Annotated in this window: 17 protein-coding genes; 9 read left to right on the forward strand and 8 right to left on the reverse strand. The window is 67.6% G+C overall.

The genetic code is table 11. The annotated features are described in order from the left end of the window. Positions 1-17: 17 nt before the first annotated feature. Positions 18-1,259 carry a cytochrome P450 gene (locus U0R18_RS15490; RefSeq protein WP_526369917.1) on the reverse strand — a complete coding sequence of 414 codons (1,242 nt, stop codon included), beginning with the start codon at positions 1,257-1,259 and terminating at the stop codon, positions 18-20. A 182-nt stretch (positions 1,260-1,441) separates the two neighbouring features. Between U0R18_RS15490 and U0R18_RS15495 the strand changes: the two genes are divergently transcribed. The 4 genes from U0R18_RS15495 (at position 1,442) to U0R18_RS15510 (ending at position 5,022) form a co-directional block, all read left to right on the forward strand. Further along, positions 1,442-2,605, forward strand: a complete 1,164-nt coding sequence (locus U0R18_RS15495) for a steroid 3-ketoacyl-CoA thiolase (protein WP_526369920.1) — start codon at positions 1,442-1,444, stop codon at positions 2,603-2,605. After that, positions 2,605-2,991: a DUF8021 domain-containing protein gene (locus U0R18_RS15500; protein WP_526369922.1), complete on the forward strand. Its 387-nt coding sequence runs from the start codon at positions 2,605-2,607 to the stop codon at positions 2,989-2,991. The genes U0R18_RS15495 and U0R18_RS15500 overlap by 1 nt, the downstream gene beginning before the upstream one ends. A 13-nt stretch (positions 2,992-3,004) precedes the next feature. Continuing rightward, complete coding sequence (locus U0R18_RS15505; protein ID WP_526369924.1) at positions 3,005-3,484, forward strand: nitroreductase family deazaflavin-dependent oxidoreductase; 480 nt, start codon at positions 3,005-3,007, stop codon at positions 3,482-3,484. Between the two features lie 89 nt (positions 3,485-3,573). Continuing rightward, on the forward strand, positions 3,574-5,022 hold the full coding sequence (locus U0R18_RS15510) for a histidine phosphatase family protein (RefSeq protein ID WP_526369926.1): 1,449 nt from the start codon (positions 3,574-3,576) through the stop codon (positions 5,020-5,022). Between the two features lie 6 nt (positions 5,023-5,028). Here U0R18_RS15510 and U0R18_RS15515 read toward each other — a convergent pair whose 3' ends face one another. Both U0R18_RS15515 and U0R18_RS15520 read right to left on the reverse strand, forming a co-directional pair. Further along, positions 5,029-5,946: an SDR family oxidoreductase gene (locus U0R18_RS15515; RefSeq protein WP_526369928.1), complete on the reverse strand. Its 918-nt coding sequence runs from the start codon at positions 5,944-5,946 to the stop codon at positions 5,029-5,031. A gap of 8 nt (positions 5,947-5,954) precedes the next feature. Next, entirely contained in the window at positions 5,955-6,725 is a 771-nt protein-coding gene (locus U0R18_RS15520; protein ID WP_526370408.1) for an SDR family oxidoreductase, read from the reverse strand. 88 nt (positions 6,726-6,813) lie between these two features. Between U0R18_RS15520 and echA20 the strand changes: the two genes are divergently transcribed. Genes echA20 through ipdC form a run of 4 tightly spaced genes read left to right on the forward strand, consistent with a single transcriptional unit; the run spans position 6,814 to position 10,308 of the window. Then, positions 6,814-7,575: a (7aS)-7a-methyl-1,5-dioxo-2,3,5,6,7,7a-hexahydro-1H-indene-carboxyl-CoA hydrolase gene (echA20, locus tag U0R18_RS15525; RefSeq protein ID WP_526369930.1), complete on the forward strand. Its 762-nt coding sequence runs from the start codon at positions 6,814-6,816 to the stop codon at positions 7,573-7,575. After that, positions 7,572-8,459, forward strand: coding sequence for a cholesterol ring-cleaving hydrolase subunit IpdA (ipdA, locus tag U0R18_RS15530; RefSeq protein ID WP_526369932.1), 888 nt, complete (start codon positions 7,572-7,574; stop codon positions 8,457-8,459). The genes echA20 and ipdA overlap by 4 nt, the downstream gene beginning before the upstream one ends. Continuing rightward, entirely contained in the window at positions 8,456-9,202 is a 747-nt protein-coding gene (gene ipdB, locus U0R18_RS15535) for a cholesterol ring-cleaving hydrolase subunit IpdB (RefSeq protein WP_526369934.1), read from the forward strand. The genes ipdA and ipdB overlap by 4 nt, the downstream gene beginning before the upstream one ends. Next, entirely contained in the window at positions 9,199-10,308 is a 1,110-nt protein-coding gene (ipdC, locus tag U0R18_RS15540; protein WP_526369936.1) for a (3aS,4S,5R,7aS)-5-hydroxy-7a-methyl-1-oxo-octahydro-1H-indene-4-carboxyl-CoA dehydrogenase, read from the forward strand. Before ipdB ends, ipdC begins: the two co-directional genes overlap by 4 nt. Before the next feature lie 60 nt (positions 10,309-10,368). Here the strand turns inward: ipdC and U0R18_RS15545 are convergent, their stop codons facing one another. Beyond that, positions 10,369-11,016 carry a M15 family metallopeptidase gene (locus U0R18_RS15545; RefSeq protein ID WP_526370410.1) on the reverse strand — a complete coding sequence of 216 codons (648 nt, stop codon included), beginning with the start codon at positions 11,014-11,016 and terminating at the stop codon, positions 10,369-10,371. A 162-nt stretch (positions 11,017-11,178) separates the two neighbouring features. Here U0R18_RS15545 and U0R18_RS15550 point away from each other — a divergent pair, with 162 nt between their 5' ends. After that, positions 11,179-12,291 (forward strand): NDMA-dependent alcohol dehydrogenase, encoded by a 1,113-nt coding sequence (locus U0R18_RS15550; RefSeq protein WP_526369938.1) that lies wholly within the window; start codon positions 11,179-11,181, stop codon positions 12,289-12,291. A 33-nt stretch (positions 12,292-12,324) separates the two neighbouring features. On the opposite strand, the gene fadA6 is transcribed toward U0R18_RS15550, so the two are convergent. The 4 genes from fadA6 to ipdE1 are packed head-to-tail and all read right to left on the reverse strand — an operon-like array spanning position 12,325 to position 16,039. Then, positions 12,325-13,485, reverse strand: coding sequence for a steroid 3-ketoacyl-CoA thiolase FadA6 (fadA6, locus tag U0R18_RS15555; protein WP_526369940.1), 1,161 nt, complete (start codon positions 13,483-13,485; stop codon positions 12,325-12,327). A 16-nt stretch (positions 13,486-13,501) separates the two neighbouring features. Further along, positions 13,502-14,086 carry a TetR family transcriptional regulator KstR2 gene (gene kstR2 / locus U0R18_RS15560; RefSeq protein ID WP_526369942.1) on the reverse strand — a complete coding sequence of 195 codons (585 nt, stop codon included), beginning with the start codon at positions 14,084-14,086 and terminating at the stop codon, positions 13,502-13,504. Positions 14,087-14,090: 4 nt separating this feature from the next. Then, positions 14,091-14,882 carry a (5R,7aS)-5-hydroxy-7a-methyl-1-oxo-2,3,5,6,7,7a-hexahydro-1H-indene-carboxyl-CoA reductase gene (gene ipdF, locus U0R18_RS15565; protein WP_526369944.1) on the reverse strand — a complete coding sequence of 264 codons (792 nt, stop codon included), beginning with the start codon at positions 14,880-14,882 and terminating at the stop codon, positions 14,091-14,093. Continuing rightward, positions 14,879-16,039 carry an acyl-CoA dehydrogenase IpdE1 gene (ipdE1, locus tag U0R18_RS15570; protein ID WP_526369946.1) on the reverse strand — a complete coding sequence of 387 codons (1,161 nt, stop codon included), beginning with the start codon at positions 16,037-16,039 and terminating at the stop codon, positions 14,879-14,881. Before ipdE1 ends, ipdF begins: the two co-directional genes overlap by 4 nt. Positions 16,040-16,105 lie beyond the last annotated feature (66 nt).

Genomic DNA, 16,105 nt, shown 5'->3' on the forward strand with positions numbered 1-16,105 from the left:
TCGACTGGTGAGCGAACTCAGGCCTGGTTACCGCTGTAGTCCATCTGCCAGTGCTTGATGCCGTTGAGCCAGCCCGACTTCAACCGTTCGGGCTCGCCGATCGGCTTCAGGTCGGGCATGTTGTCGGCGATCGCATTGAACACCAGACCGACCGTCATCCGGGCCAGGTTGGCGCCGATGCAGTAGTGCGCCCCGGTTCCGCCGAACCCGACGTGCGGATTGGGGTTGCGCAAGATGTTGAAAGTGTAAGGATCCTCGAACACCTCGTCATCGAAGTTGGCGGCCCGATAGGACATCACCACCCGCTGGCCCTTCTTGATCTGCACGCCGGACAGCTCGGTGTCCTCGCTGGCAGTCCGCTGGAACGCGGAAACCGGTGTGGCCCAACGGATCACCTCGTCGACCGCCGTGTCCGGACGCTCACGCTTGAAGAGCTCCCACTGCTCCGGGTTCTGCGAGAAGGCGATCATGCCGTTGGTGATCGAGTTGCGCGATGTCTCGTTGCCGGCCACCGCGAGCATGATGACGAAGAATCCGAATTCGTCGTCGGACAGCTTCTCGCCGTCGATGTCGGCCTGGATGAGCTGCGTGACAATATCGTCCGTCGGGTTCTTGCCGCGCTCCTCGGCCATCTTCATGGCGTACGTGATGACCTCGAACGAGGACATCGCGGGATCGACGCCGGCGTATTCCGGGTCCTCGCCCGCGGTCATCTCGTTGGACCACCGGAACAGCTTGTCGCGATCGTCCTGCGGAACGCCCAGCAATTCGGCGATGGCCTGCAGCGGGAGTTCGCAGGAGACCTGCTCGACGAAGTCGCCGGAGCCCTCGCTGGCCGCGGCCTTGACGATGTTCTGCGCCCGCGCGGCGAGTTCGTCCTTGAGCGCACCGATGGCGCGCGGGGTGAATCCGCGCGAGATGATCTTGCGCAGCCGGGTGTGGTGCGGGGCGTCCATGTTGAGCAGGACGCTGCGCTGCAGGTCGATGGCATCGCGGGTCATCTCCTGCGGCCAGACCGGAATGGCTCCGTCCGGCGAGCTGAGGAACACGTCGCTGCGCCGGGACACTTCCTTGACGTCGGCGTGCTTGGTCACCAGCCAGTAGCCCTTGTCACCGAACCCGCCGGTGCCGCCGGGTACGTCGACCCAGTGGATCGGCTCGGCCCGGCGCAGCTCGGCGAGTTCCTCGACCGGAAGCCCCTTCAGGTTCAGGTCGGCGTCCAGGAAGTCGAAGTCATCCGGAATGTTCGTGCGGCCCATGGTCAGCCTCCAAGTCGGTATTCGTACTCACTGATTACAGCCTAGAAACAACGTGGTCTAGTTGTTCTCGGACCGTGCTGGCGACCATTGAAACACGGCTTCACCGCAGATCAAAGGTCCGAGGACGTTGTGAGCAGCGTCGGCGCTTGTCATCGTACTGAAACGTGTTCTAGCCTGGCTGGATGGGTAACCCTGTCATCGTCGAAGCCACCCGCAGCCCGATCGGCAAACGGGGCGGCTGGCTGTCCGGTCTGCACGCTACCGAGCTGCTGGGCGCCGTCCAGAAAGCCGTCGTGGAAAAGGCCGGGATCGATCCCGGTTCCGTGGAGCAGCTCATCGGCGGCTGCGTCACGCAGTACGGCGAGCAGTCCAACAACATCACCCGGGTGGGCTGGCTGACGGCCGGCCTGCCCGAGCACGTCGGCGCCACCACGGTGGACTGCCAGTGCGGCAGCGCCCAGCAGGCCAATCATCTCGTCGCGGGGTTGATCGCCACTGGGGCCATCGACATCGGCATCGCGTGCGGCATCGAGGCCATGAGCCGCGTGGGCCTGGGCGCCAACGCCGGCCCGGACCGCTCGGTGATCCGCGCCTCGTCCTGGGACATCGACATGCCCAACCAGTTCGAGGCCGCCGAGCGGATCGCCCAGCGCCGCGGCATCACCCGCGCCGACCTGGACGCGTTCGGGCTAGCCTCGCAGCAGAAGGCCGCCCGCGCCTGGGCCGAGGGCCGGTTCGACCGGGAGATCTCCCCGATCGAGGCACCCGTGATCGACGAGAACAAGCAGCCCACCGCCGAGCGGCACATGGTGAGCCGGGACCAGGGCCTGCGCGAGACCACGCTCGAGGGCCTCGCCGGCCTGAAGCCCGTGATGGAGGGCGCGCTGCACACCGCGGGTACCTCGTCGCAGATCTCGGACGGCGCGGCGGCGGTGCTGTGGATGGACAGCGATGTGGCCAAGTCGCTCGGCCTGAAGCCGCGCGCCCGGATCGTGGCGCAGGCCAACGTCGGCTCCGAGACCTACTACCACCTCGACGGCCCGGTCCAGTCCACCGCGCGGGTTCTGGAGAAGGCCGGGATGAAGATGGGCGACATCGACCTGACCGAGATCAACGAGGCGTTCGCCTCGGTGGTGCTGTCGTGGGCCAGTGTGCACAACGCGGACATGGACAAGGTGAACGTCAACGGCGGCGCGATCGCGCTCGGTCACCCGGTCGGCTCGACCGGCGCCCGGCTGATCACCACCGCCCTGCACGAACTGGAACGCAGCGACAAGTCCACCGCGCTGATCACCATGTGCGCCGGCGGTGCTCTTTCCACCGGCACCATCATCGAACGCATCTGATGGCCCCGACCGCCCAGCTGACCGACGCCGAACGGATCGCCGTTGCGCGTGCCTACATCGACGCTCTGGTGTCCCATCACGGCGACGACGTCGCGTTCGCCCCGGGGTGCACCCGCGTCGAGAACGGTCTGAAGACCGGGTTCTCCGGAGATCACTTGCGCCGCAGCCTGAATCGCGGGCCGCAGTTCCGGCTGATCAAGTCGGTCGAGGTTCGGCAGGCCACGGTCACCGGTGACGAGGTCCGAGTGCTGTTCGATCTCGCGACCAAACCCGCCGTGGCCGGCGTGGGGATCGGCGCGCACGTCGATGAAACGTTCACCATCCCGGCCACCGACGGCCTGATCCACCACATCCGGGCCACCATCCGGCCCCGCATCACACGCTAGATAGGTTCCCGCCATGGCCGACACTCCCCGTCCGCTGAGCCCCAAGCAGGTTGAACGGCTCAACGCGAAATCGACCGGCACCGCGATCAAGTGGATGTCGAAGGCACAGACGTGGTTGTTCAAGGCGTCCGGCGGCAAGCTCGGCAACAAGTTCCTGCGCGGGGCCGAGGTCGGCATCCTGACCACCACCGGCCGCAAGTCCGGCCAGCCGCGGGACAGCCCGCTGCTCTTCCTGCAGGAGGGCAGCCGCATCGTGCTGGTGGCCTCCCAGGGCGGCCGGGCCACCAACCCGATGTGGTACCTCAATCTCGTGGCCGACCCGCGGGTCAAGTTCCAGAGCAAGAAGGGCACCGTCGAGTTGACCGCGCGCGATGCCACCGACGCCGAACGCGACCTGTACTGGCCCAAGCTCGACGCCATGTACCCCGACTTCGTCAACTACCGGTCCTACACCAACCGCAAGATCCCGATCGTCATCTGTGATCCGGCCTGACAGCGGCGATTTCGGTAGCTGGGCCAAGTAAATTCACCGAAAGCGCACCGCTTCCCGAGAATTTGCTTACGGTTTCCTAGATGCGGGGTATGCATCGTTCAGCGTTAGCTATTGCAACAACGTTCCTGGCCGTCCTGACGGCGGCGTTGGTGTTTGCGGCGTCGGCACTGGCCGCCACCAGTATCACGGTGACATTCGTCCGGCACGCCGAATCGCAGGCGAACGCCGACGGCGTGATCGATACCAAGGTTCCGGGTCCTCATTTGTCCGATCCGGTCGGCCTCGCGCAGGCCCAGGCGATCCGGGACGCGCTCGCCGGCAACGGCTACGACGGCATCTATGCGTCGGACATGATCCGCACACAGGAGACCGCCCAACCGCTGGCCGACCTGCTGGGCAAGTCGATCACGGTGTTGCCAGGTCTGCACGAGATCGACGCGGGCGTCTACGAGGGATCCTCGGAGGACGACGGGTGGGGTCGCCTCGGGTACGCGGCCACTCCGCTGCTGTGGACGCTCGGACTGAGATTCGCCACCATGCCCGGCTCGACGGACTCCGACGGAAACGTCTTCCAGCATCGCGTCGCGGATGCCATCCAGGACATCTACGACAGCGGCAACCAGAATCCCGTGGTGTTCTCGCACGGCGCCACGATCATGTTCTGGACCCTGATGAACGTCGACAACCCCGACCTCTTCCTGCTGTTCAGCCACCAGTTGAACAACACGTCGGTGGTGGTCATCAACGGCAACCCGGAGGACGGCTGGAAGCTGGTGAGCTGGGACGGCATCGAGGTCGCCGCCGAACCGTCGCTGCTGATGAAGCTGTTCGTCGATGTGCGGGACCTCATCGTCGCCCCGCAGGAGGCCATCTACACCGTCAACCACGCATTCGACAGCGGCAACCTGTTCGAAGCGGCGGATGCGCTGATCAAGGCGGCGATCAAACTCGGCCTGTCGCCGATCGACTTCGTCGTCTCGGTGGCCAAGAACCTCATCGACGAGATCTTCAAGCCCACCACGACGTCCGGGGTGTCGACCGCCGCCGTCGAGGCGGCCCCCGAGCCGGCCGCGCGACTCGCGGCCGTGCCCGATCCGGCCTCGGCCGACGTCACGCCAGCTGTCGCCACTCCGCTCGCCGTGACGTCCGGCACCACGGTGGCCGGGGCCGAACCGGCGACTGCCACCGCCACCGCCGAGCCGACGCCGACGGCCGTGGAGCAGACCGAATCCGCCGCCCCGGCCACCACCGAGGCCACCACGGCGGAGGTTGCGGACCAGGACCTGACGGAGGCGGAGGACCCGGCCGAGGAGACCGGCACCCCGGCAACCGACACCGAAGCCGCCGAGACCGATACCGAAGCCGCCGACGCCGACGCCGACGCTGCCGCGGACGCCGACGTCGCGACCAAGGACGATCAGTCCGAATCCGACGCCTCGTCGGCCAGCACGCCGGCCGAGGACACCACGGCGAATGAAACCCATTCCACCGCAGCGACTTCCGTCGCTACCGACCACACCCAGGATGCGGCCGCCTGAGCGAACTCAGGCTCCGTAGACCGGCACCGCGGGGCGCGCCTGGCTCAGCAGGTCGCTGACCACCGGTCCGAGCTCGGCCGGATCCCAGCGCGCGCCCTTGTCGATCTGCGGGCCGTGGGCCCAGCCCTCGGCGACGCGGATCTTGCCGCCTTCGACCTCGAAGACCTGGCCGGTGACGTCGCGGGACCAAACCGAGCCCAGCCACACCACCAGGGGTGAGACGTTCTCGGGCGCCATGGCGTCGAAGTCCTGCCCCTGGGTGGCCATCATGTCGGCGAACACGGTCTCGGTCATCCGGGTGCGCGCTGACGGCGCGATCGCATTCACGGTGACGCCGATGCGGCTCATCTCCGCGGCGGCCACCAACGTCAGGGCCGCGATGCCGGCCTTGGCGGCGCTGTAGGTGGCCTGACCGACGCTGCCCTGCAGTCCGGCGCCGGAGCTGGTGTTGATGATGCGGGCGTCCACCGCCTCACCGGCCTTGGACTTGGCGCGCCAGTAGGCGCCGGCATGCCGCATGGTGGCGAAGTGCCCCTTGAGATGCACGGCGGTGACGGCGTCGAACTCATCCTCCGTGGCGTTGACGAACATCCGGTCACGCACGATGCCGGCGTTGTTGACCAGCACGTCCAGGCCGCCGAAGGAGTCGACGGCGGTCTGGATCAGGGCCTCGGCCTGCGCCCAGTCGGCGACGTTGGACCCGTTGGCCACGGCTTCGCCTCCGGCAGCGGTGATTTCGTCGACCACACCCTGGGCAGCACTCACCTTTTCTGTCGCCGACCCGGCTCCAGAGCCGTCCAGGCCGACACCGATGTCGTTGACCACCACCCGGGCGCCCTCGGCGGCGAAGGCCAGGGCGTGGGCGCGGCCGATACCGCCGCCGGCTCCGGTGACGATGACCACGCGGCCGTCAAGCAATCCCATTTCTCTCCTCATTTGTTGGCACTGGAGGCTTCCAGGTAGGTGGGTGGCTCGCCGCCGCCATGGACCTCGAGGGTGGCGCCGCTGATGTAGGACGCCGCACCGGAGGCCAGAAACGCTGCGGCCCAACCGATGTCGGCCGGCTTGGCGAGCCGGCCGAGGGGGACCGTGGCGGCCACCGCCGCCACCGATTCGGCGTCACCGTAGAACAGCTCGGACTGCTCGGTCTCGACCATGCCCACCACCACGGAGTTCACCCGGACCTTCGGCGCCCACTCGACCGCTAGCGTCGCGGTGAGGTTGTCGATCCCGGCCTTGGCGGCACCGTAGGCCGCGGTGCCCGGGGTCGGCCGGCGGCCGCTGACGCTCGAGATGTTCACGATCGTCCCACCGGTGTCCTGGGTCTGCATGACGGCATTGGCGTGCTGCGAAACCGACAGCGGCCCCAGCAGATTCAACTCGATGATCTTGGCGCTGAATTTCGCCGATGCCGCGGCCGCCGCCACGTAGGGCGATCCGCCGGCGTTGTTGACCACGACGTCCAGCCGGCCGTGCTCGTCCACGACGGCGCCGATGAGTGCCTCCACGGAGGCGTCGTCGCGCACATCGCAGGGATGGAATTCGTAGGGCAGTCCGTCGACGGGGCGCCGGGCGCAGGTCACGACGGTTGCGCCCTGGGCGGCGAACACGGCACTGATGCCGGCTCCGACCCCACGTACCCCGCCGGTGACCAGGACCACGCGGCCGGCCAGTTGCAGGTTGATCGCCGGTTCGTCGTTCATCTCAGCACTGTCAGCGGCTGCGGTCACTGTGCTAGCGTACCAAGCAAGTGCTTGCTTAGGTAGCCACCCCAGTAGCGACGAGGAATCCATGCCGATCACCACCAAGACCGTCGAACCGGGCATCGTCTCGGTCACCGTCGACTATCCGCCCGTCAACGCCATCCCGTCCCGGGGCTGGTTCGAACTGGCCGACGCCATCACCGCCGCCGGCCGCGATCTCTCGACGCACGTGGTGATCCTGCGGGCCGAGGGCCGCGGCTTCAACGCCGGCGTCGACATCAAGGAGATGCAGAACACCGAGGGCTTCACCGCCCTGATCGACGCCAACCGGGGCTGCTACGAAGCCTTCCGCGCGGTCTACGAGTGTGCGGTGCCGGTGGTCGCGGCGGTCAACGGATTCTGCGTGGGCGGCGGCATCGGCCTGGTCGGCAACGCCGACGTCATCGTCGCCTCCGACGACGCGAAGTTCGGCCTGCCCGAGGTCGAACGCGGCGCACTGGGTGCGGCCACCCACCTGTCCCGGCTGGTGCCCCAGCACATGATGCGGCGGCTGTTCTTCACCGCGGCCACCGTCGATGCCGAGACGCTGCACCACTTCGGCTCGGTGCACGAGGTGGTGCCCCACGCCGATCTGGACGAGGCTGCACTGCGGGTGGCCCGCGACATCGCATCCAAGGACACCCGGGTGATCCGGGCCGCCAAGGAGGCGCTGAACTTCATCGACATCCAGCCGGTCACCGCGCGGTACCGGATGGAGCAGGGTTTCACCTTCGAGCTCAATCTCGCGGGTGTCTCCGACGAGCATCGCGATGCCTTTGCCGGCACTTCGAAGGGCTCCGACGCCAAATGACCGACAAGAGAACAACTCTGGACCAGGCCGTCGCCGCCGTCGAGAGCGGGATGACCATCGGCATCGGCGGTTGGGGCTCGCGGCGCAAGCCGATGGCGTTCATCCGGGCGCTGTTGCGCACCGACGTCACCGACCTGACCGTCGTCACCTACGGCGGACCGGATCTGGGCCTGCTGTGCTCGGCCGGCAAGGTCAAGAAGGTCTACTACGGCTTCGTCTCGCTGGACTCGCCGCCGTTCTACGACCCGTGGTTCGCCAAGGCCCGCACCACCGGCGCCATCGAGGCCCGCGAGATGGACGAGGGCATGCTGCGCTGCGGCCTGCAGGCCGCGGCCCAGCGACTGCCGTTCCTGCCGATCCGGGCCGGCCTGGGCAGCGACGTGCGGGCGTTCTGGGGCGACGAACTGAAGACGGTGCGCTCCCCCTACCCCACCGGCGACGGGTACGAGGAACTGATCGCGATGCCCGCGCTGAACCTCGACGTCGCCCTGTGCCACCTGAACCTCGGGGACGAGTCCGGCAACGCCGCATACACCGGCATCGACCCGTACTTCGACGATCTGTTCCTGATGTCGGCGCGGCGGCGGCTGCTCTCGGTGGAAAAGGTGGTGCCCACCGACGAATTGGTCAAATCAGTTGTCCCGCAGCAACTTCTGGTCAACCGGATGATGGTCGACACCGTGGTCGAGGCCCCCAACGGGGCGCATTTCACCACCAACGAACCCGACTACCGGCGCGACGAGAAGTTCCAGCGGCACTACGCCGAGGCGGCCGGCTCCGACGACACCTGGGCCGAGTTCGTGTCCACGTACCTGTCCGGCAGCGAGGCCGACTACCAGGCGGCCGTCCGGAAGTTCAAGGCTGATCAGGAGGCGTCCAAGTGATTTCCGTGAGCCGCGGTGACGTCTGCGCCGTCGCCTGTGCCGAACTGTTCCGCGACGCCGGCGAGATCATGGTCTCCCCCATGACCACCATCGTGTCCATCGGGGCCCGGCTGGCCAGGCTCTCGTTCTCCCCCGACATCGTGCTGACCGACGGGGAGGCCCGGCTGATCGCCGACACCCCGGCCATCGGCGCGCCCGCGGCCATCGAGGGCTGGATGCCCTTCGGCCGGGTGTTCGAGACACTGGCCTGGGGCCGTCGCCATGTGGTGATGGGCGCCAACCAGATCGACCGGTTCGGCAACCAGAACCTGTCGGCGTTCGGGCCGCCGCAGCATCCGACCCGACAGATGTTCGGGGTGCGCGGAGCGCCGGGCAACACCATCAACCACGCCACCAGCTACTTCGTCGGCAACCACTCCACGCGGGTGTTCTGCGACTCGGTGGACATCGTCTCCGGAATCGGTTGGGACAAGGTGGATCCCGACAACCCCGCGTACCGCTTCGTCGACGTCTACCGGGTGGTGTCCAACCTGGGGGTGTTCGACTTCAACGGCCCGGACCACACGATGCGCGCGCTGTCGCTGCACCCCGGGGTCGAGGCCGATCAGGTCGCCGAGAACACCTCCTTCGAGGTGGCTGGCCTGGACACCGCCGAGACCACCCGGCTGCCCAGCAGCGCCGAGCTCGAACTGCTCCGGTCGATCGACCCGAAGTCGTTGCGGGACAAAGAGGTCAAGATATGAGTTCAGCGTCGCAGGGGGCAGGAGCGCCGCGACCCGGGGGATCACTGAGCACGCCGCTGACCGAACTGGTCGGCATCGAGCATCCCGTCGTGCAGACCGGCATGGGCTGGGTGGCCGGCGCCCGCCTGGTGGCCGCCACCTCCAACGCCGGCGGCCTGGGAATCCTGGCGTCGGCGACCATGACGCTGGACGAGCTTCGCACCGCGGTGGGCAAGGTGAAGGCCGCCACGGACAAGCCGTTCGGCATCAACATCCGCGCCGACGCCGGTGACGCGAACGACCGTGTCGACCTCCTGATCCGCGAAGGCGTCAAGGTTGCCTCCTTCGCCCTGGCTCCCAAGCCCGATCTGATTGCGCGCCTGAAAGACGCTGGCGTGGTTGTCATTCCGTCCGTCGGCGCCGCCAAACACGCCAAGAAGGTGGCCGGCTGGGGAGCCGACGCCGTGATCGTGCAGGGCGGCGAGGGTGGCGGTCACACCGGTCCCGTCGCGACCACACTGCTGCTGCCGTCGGTGCTCGACGCCGTCGCCGATACCGGGATGCCGGTGATCGCGGCCGGCGGCTTCTTCGACGGCCGCGGACTGGCCGCCGCCCTGTCGTACGGCGCCGCGGGCGTCGCCATGGGGACCCGGTTCCTGCTCACCTCGGACTCCACGGTCCCCGACGAGGTCAAGCAGCGCTATCTCGGCGCGGCCCTGGACGGCACCGTCGTGTCCACGCGCGTCGACGGCATGCCCCACCGCGTCCTGCGGACCGGACTGGTCGAGAAGCTCGAAAGCGGTTCGCGGGTACGCGGTTTCACCGCGGCAATCGGCAACGCGCAGAAGTTCAAGAAGATGACCGGCATGACATGGCGGTCGATGATCCGCGACGGCATGGCCATGCGGCACGGGAAGGATCTCACCTGGTCGCAGGTCGTGATGGCGGCCAACACCCCGATGCTGCTCAAGGCCGGACTGGTGGAGGGCAACACCGATGCCGGTGTGCTGGCGTCGGGACAGGTGGCCGGCATCCTGGACGATCTGCCGTCGTGCGCGGAGCTGGTGCCCGCGATCGTCGCCGAGGCCGTCGCACACCTGCGCGCGGCCACCGCGCACATCACCTAGCTCGGCGAGCGTGCGTGTTGGTCCGCAACACGCCGCCCGTGCGCGGACTCCTGTGCACACTCACCCCGGCGCCGGCAGCTCGAAGTGCTGGTAATCCTTCGGATTCCGCCAGTGCCCGCCCCAGGTCCAACCGCGGTCGGTGAACACCCGCACGGCCGCGTCGCCGTCATGCAGCAGCCCCGGATCGGTGCGAGCGCGATCCCGATAGCGCTCCGCGGTGCTGGGCTCGAGCCACCCGTCCTGGTGCACCGACGGGTTCAGCAGCGGGTTGACGTCGACCGCCCGGCCGTACGCGTGCTGCGACCAGCTCGATGATCCGGGGATCCCGCGGCAGTTGAACGCCGAGGTGTTGTTGTCCTCCATCGAGAGCTCGTCCTGCGCATCAGGATAGTTCTGCGGCAGTTGCATTTTCGCGATCGGGAAGTGCAGCCGGAATAGCTCGGCGAACACCTGCTCGATCTCGCTGACCCGATCCTGGTGCACCACCAGTTCGCCGCGATGTGGCGCACCGTCGAAGCCTTCATACGTCAGCTCGACTCGGCGCAACTGTGCCGGGCCGACCGGGCACCCGGGATGCCAGCTGGCGCCGAGTTCGCCCGCGGTGACCGGGTGCACGGACGGCGGCGCAACGGTCACCATCGCGGCGCTGGACGGCGTGGCCGGTGACGGTTGCGGCGGGTCCGCACACTGCGTCAACGCCGTCGTCATCGCGAGGGCCGCCACGATCCCACCAACTCGGCGGCGGCCGGCAGCATGCACCGTGTGAATCTAGCGCGAGCGCCGGCAGCGTACCGATCTCGGAGAAACCCGGATTCGTGCTGGAGCACTTCCTAGACTCCGGTGGGGAGCCAAGCGATGAGGAGATCACCGATGAAGACGAATGCCGCAATCCTCTGGGAGTTCGGTGGCAACTGGGAGGTCGAGGAGATCGACCTCGACCCCCCGCAGGACGGCGAGGTGCTGGTTTCGTGGGAGGCGACCGGACTGTGCCACTCCGATGAACACATCCGCACCGGCGACCTGCCCGCCCCGCTGCCGATGATCGGCGGCCACGAGGGAGCCGGCATCGTCCAGGAGGTCGGCCCCGGAGTGCAGGGTCTCAAACCCGGCGATCACGTGGTGGCGTCGTTCCTGCCGGCCTGCGGCCGCTGCCGGTTCTGTTCGACCGGGCATCAGAACCTGTGTGACCTCGGTGCGCTCATCATGGCGGGCACCCAGGCCGACGGCACCCACCGGCGCCGGGCCCGTGGCCAGAACGTCGGTGTCATGGCGTTCGTCGGAACCTTCTCGCAGTACGGCACCGTGCCCGAGGCATCGATCGTCAAGATCGACGACGACCTGCCGCTGTCCCGGGCCTGCCTGCTGGGTTGCGGCGTCACCACCGGCTGGGGCTCGGCCGTCAACACCGCCGACGTATCGCCCGGCGACACCGTCGTCGTGATCGGCCTGGGCGGCATCGGCAGCGGCGCGGTCCAGGGCGCCCGGCTGGCCGGGGCCGAGAAGATCATCGTCATCGACCCCATAGAGAGCAAGCGGGCCAAGGCAACGGAGTTCGGCGCCACGCACTTCGTCACGTCCATGCCGGAGGCCATGGCGCTGGTCGCCGACCTGACCAAGGGCGTGATGGCCGATTCGTCGATCCTCACGGTCGGCCTGCTGGAGGGCGCGATGCTCGAGGACGCCGCGAACCTGGTCCGCAAGGGCGGCGCGGTGGTGATGACCGCCCTGGGCCGGATGGCCGACTCCACGCCGACCCTGAACATGATGATGTTCACGCTGTTCCAGAAGCGCCTCTTGGGCAGCCTCTACGGCGAGGCCAATCCGCGCGCCGACATCCCGCGCCTGCTCAGCCTCTACCGCGAGGGCAAGCTGCTGCTCGACGAGACCGTCACGCACGAGTACAAGCTGGCCGAGGTCAACGAGGGCTACGAGGACATGCGGGCCGGCAAGAACATCCGCGGCGTGGTGCTGCACGACCACTGACCTGCTCGCACGAGCGGCAGTTCTGGAGCCTTACTACAGCCTTTCGATGATGGTGACGTTGGCGGTGCCGCCGCCCTCGCACATGGTCTGCAGGCCGTAGCGGCCGCCCGTGCGCTCGAGCGTGTTCAGCATCGTGGTGAACAGCTTGGCGCCGGTGGCGCCGAGCGGATGGCCGAGGGCGATCGCACCGCCGCTGGGATTGACCTTGGCCGGGTCGGCCTTGGTCTCCTTCAGCCAGGCCATCACCACCGGCGCGAACGCCTCGTTGATCTCGACGGTGTCGATGTCGTCGATCGACAGGCCGGTCTTCTCGAGTGCGTACTGGGTGGCCGGGATCGGACCGGTCAACATGAACACCGGGTCGGCGCCACGGGTGCTGATGTGATGGATGCGGGCCCGCGGCTTCAGACCGTGATCCTTGACGGCCTGCTCCGAAGCGAGCAGCACCGCGCTGGCGCCGTCCGAGATCTGGCTGGCCATCGCCGCGGTCAGCCGACCGCCCTCGACCAGGGTCTTCAGGCCGGCCATCTTCTCGAGTGAGGACTCCCGCGGGCCCTCGTCGACCCGGAACGGGCCGTGCTCGGTCTCGACGGTGAAGATCTCGTTGTCGAAATGCCCGGCCTTGATCGCCTCGAAGGCCCGCTCATGGCTGCGCAGCGAGTACTTCTCCATGTCCTCACGGGACAGGTCCCACTTCTCGGCGATCAGTTCGGATCCGCGGAACTGCGAGATCTCTTGATCCCCATAGCGTTCCAGCCACAACTTGGATTCGTTGGTGGGCGAGGTGAAGCCGAACTGCTCGGCGACGGTCATCGCCGAGCTGATCGGGATCGCGCTCATGTTCTGCATGCCGCCGGCCAGGATCAGGTCGGCGGTTCCCGACATGATCGCCTGGGCGCCAAAGGAAATGGCCTGCTGGCTCGACCCGCACTGTCGGTCGACGGTGACACCGGGCACCGCCTCGTCGAATCCCGCGGCCAGCCAGGACAGCCGGGCGATGTTGCCCGCCTGCGGACCGATGGTGTCCAGGCAGCCGGCCACCACGTCGTCGACCGCCGCGGGATCCACGTCGTTGCGCTCGAAGATCGCGCGCCAGCCCAGGGCGCCCAGGTCCACCGGATGGACTCCGGACAGGGTGCCGCCCCGCTTGCCGACGGCGGACCGCACGGCGTCGATCACATACGCTTCAGCCATTACCAATCTCCTTTGCTCACTGCTCTTTTGGGGAATTCGTGATTCCCCCGAGTACTATCGCGAGGTACTGCCGGCCCACTTCCTGGGCGGTCAGCGGGCCACCGGGCTGATACCAGCGCACCGACACCCACGTAGTGTCGCGGATGAACCGGTACACCAGATCGACGTCGAGGTCCGGCCGGAAACAGCCCTCCTTGATGCCCTGATCGAGGACATCGAGCCACATCTTGCGCTGCTCGCGGTTGCGTTCGTCGACGTAGGCGAACCGGGGCTGCGCCGAGAGTCGCTTGGCCTCGTCCTGGTAGATCACCACCTGCGCGTGCCGCGTGTCGATGGCCTCGAAGGACGCCATGAACAGGCCTTCGAGCCGGGCCAGCGGATTGGGTTCGGTGTCGATGATCTCCTGATACCGCGCGAACAGCCAGTCCAGGAACCCGCGCAGCACCTCATCGACCATCTCCTCCTTGGAGGAGAAGTGGTGGTAGAGGCTGCCGGACAGGATTCCCGCAGCATCGGCGATGTCGCGCACCGTGGTGGCGCGCAGGCCCCGCTCGGCCATCATCGCCGCGGCCAGCTCCAGCAGTTCGTCGCGTCTGGTCACGTCATTACGCGCGTTGACTCGACACCGAAATGACCTCGCCGGTCAGGTAACTGGAGTAGTCACTGGCCAGGAAGGCGATGGTTGCGGCGACCTCCCACGGCTCGGCGGCACGGCCGAATGCCTCGTCCGACGACAGCCGGTCCAGCAGGTCCGACGACGACGTCTTCTCCAGGAACTTGTGCCGGGCGATGCTGGGGGACACCGCGTTGATCCGCACGCCGTACTCGACGGCCTCGATGGCACTGCACCGGGTCAGCGCCATCACGCCGGCCTTCGCGGCGGCGTAGTGGGACTGCGAATGCTGTGCGCGCCAGCCCAATACGCTGGCGTTGTTCACGATGACGCCGCCGTGGCCGGCGTCGCGGAAGTAGGCCAGCGCGGCACGCGTCGCGCGCATCACCGAGGTGAGGCTGACGTTGAGCACCCGGTCCCATTCCTCGTCGGTCATGTCGACCACCGGCGTCTGCCCACCGAGACCGGCGTTGTTGACCAGCACGTCCAACCGGCCCAGCCGCGCGGTGGTCGAGGAGATCAGCGCATCGACCTGCGCGGTGGAGGTCACGTCGCAGACCACACTCTCCACCCGGCCCAGGCCCAGGCTCTCCAGCTGCTCGCGCGTCTCGCCGAGGCGGCGCTCATGATGATCGGAGACGACGACGTCGGCTCCTTCGAGCAGCGCCCGGCGCGCGGTCGACGCACCGATCCCCGTGCCGGCGGCGGCGGTCACGACCACCACCTTGCCGGTCAGGAGTCCGTGTCCCTCGATCTCTTCGGGAACCTGTGCCAGGTCGGTCATCCCTTTACCTCTCTCGGCAGGCCGAGCACTCGCTCGGCGAGGACGTTGCGCTGGATCTCGTTCGATCCGCCGTAGATGGTGTCGGCGCGCGAGAACAGGAACAGCCGCTGCCACTCATTGAAGTCGTGGGATTCGCCGTCGCGGAGCAGGCCCGCCTTGCCCAGTACGTCCATGGCGAGCTCGCCGAGGTCCCGATGCCAATTGGCCCACAACAACTTCGAGATGTTGTCCTGGCCCGGCTTCTCGACATCCATGGTGGCCAGGGCGTACGACCGCATGGCTCGCAGCCCGACCCAGGCCCGGGTCAGCCGCTCCCGGATCAGCGGGTCGTCGATGCTGCCGTTGTCGCGGGCCAGCGCCACGATGCCGGAAAGCTCACGCGCATAACGGATCTGCTGGCCCAGCGTGGAAACCCCGCGCTCGAAGGTCAGCGTGCCCATGGCAACCCGCCAGCCATCGCCGGGTGCGCCGACCACCAGATCGGCGTCGGTACGGGCGTCGTCGAAGAACACCTCGTTGAATTCGGAGTCACCGGTCAGCTGGACGATGGGCCGGACCTCGACACCCGGTTGATCCAGCGGCACCAGGAGATACGACAGACCGGCGTGCCGCTTGGAGCCCTTCTCGGTGCGGGCCACCACGAAGCACCACTGCGCCCAGTGCGCCAGCGACGTCCACACCTTCTGCCCAGTGATGTGCCACTGCTGACCCTCCGCATCCAGTTCGGCGGTGGTCGACACGTTGGCCAGGTCGCTGCCGGCGTTGGGCTCGGAATAGCCCTGGCACCACAACTCGGTGACGTCGAGGATGCGCGGCAGGAAGCGCTGCTGCTGTTCGGGCGTACCGAATGCGATGAGCGTCGGGCCGAGGAGCTCCTCACCGAAGTGGTTGACCTTGTCGGGGGCGTCCGCGCGGGCGTATTCCTCGTAGAAGGCCACCCGGTGGGCCACCGACAGGCCGCGCCCGCCGTGTTCGACCGGCCACCCCAGGCACGTCAGCCCGGCCTTGGCCAGATGCTGGTTCCACGCCCGGCGTTCCTCGAACGCTTCGTGCTCACGTCCCGGCCCGCCGAGGCCTTTCAGCTCTGCGAATTCGCCGACCAGATTGTCGGCGAGCCACTCGCGGACCTCCGCCCGGAACTTCTGGACCTCCTCCATCCCTGTAGGCTAACCTACCAAGCACTTGCTTTGTTAGCCCCGGGGCGACTCAGTGTGCACCAGGAT

Source organism: Mycobacterium sp., assembly GCF_046330795.1.
In the GTDB taxonomy this organism is placed as follows: domain Bacteria; phylum Actinomycetota; class Actinomycetes; order Mycobacteriales; family Mycobacteriaceae; genus Mycobacterium.

Excerpts from the sequence above, each read along its gene's own strand:
- U0R18_RS15500 (WP_526369922.1), top strand. The coding sequence starts at position 2,605 with ATGGCCCCGACCGCCCAGCTGACCGACGCCGAACGGATCGCCGTTGCG.
- U0R18_RS15520 (WP_526370408.1), bottom strand. The coding sequence starts at position 6,725 with ATGAACGACGAACCGGCGATCAACCTGCAACTGGCCGGCCGCGTGGTC.
- ipdE1 (WP_526369946.1), bottom strand. The coding sequence starts at position 16,039 with ATGGAGGAGGTCCAGAAGTTCCGGGCGGAGGTCCGCGAGTGGCTCGCC.
- U0R18_RS15550 (WP_526369938.1), top strand. The coding sequence starts at position 11,179 with ATGAAGACGAATGCCGCAATCCTCTGGGAGTTCGGTGGCAACTGGGAG.
- U0R18_RS15505 (WP_526369924.1), top strand. The coding sequence starts at position 3,005 with ATGGCCGACACTCCCCGTCCGCTGAGCCCCAAGCAGGTTGAACGGCTC.
- ipdA (WP_526369932.1), top strand. The coding sequence starts at position 7,572 with ATGACCGACAAGAGAACAACTCTGGACCAGGCCGTCGCCGCCGTCGAG.
- ipdF (WP_526369944.1), bottom strand. The coding sequence starts at position 14,882 with ATGACCGACCTGGCACAGGTTCCCGAAGAGATCGAGGGACACGGACTC.
- ipdC (WP_526369936.1), top strand. The coding sequence starts at position 9,199 with ATGAGTTCAGCGTCGCAGGGGGCAGGAGCGCCGCGACCCGGGGGATCA.
- U0R18_RS15495 (WP_526369920.1), top strand. The coding sequence starts at position 1,442 with ATGGGTAACCCTGTCATCGTCGAAGCCACCCGCAGCCCGATCGGCAAA.
- fadA6 (WP_526369940.1), bottom strand. The coding sequence starts at position 13,485 with ATGGCTGAAGCGTATGTGATCGACGCCGTGCGGTCCGCCGTCGGCAAG.
- U0R18_RS15545 (WP_526370410.1), bottom strand. The coding sequence starts at position 11,016 with ATGACGACGGCGTTGACGCAGTGTGCGGACCCGCCGCAACCGTCACCG.
- U0R18_RS15515 (WP_526369928.1), bottom strand. The coding sequence starts at position 5,946 with ATGGGATTGCTTGACGGCCGCGTGGTCATCGTCACCGGAGCCGGCGGC.
- U0R18_RS15510 (WP_526369926.1), top strand. The coding sequence starts at position 3,574 with ATGCATCGTTCAGCGTTAGCTATTGCAACAACGTTCCTGGCCGTCCTG.
- U0R18_RS15490 (WP_526369917.1), bottom strand. The coding sequence starts at position 1,259 with ATGGGCCGCACGAACATTCCGGATGACTTCGACTTCCTGGACGCCGAC.
- echA20 (WP_526369930.1), top strand. The coding sequence starts at position 6,814 with ATGCCGATCACCACCAAGACCGTCGAACCGGGCATCGTCTCGGTCACC.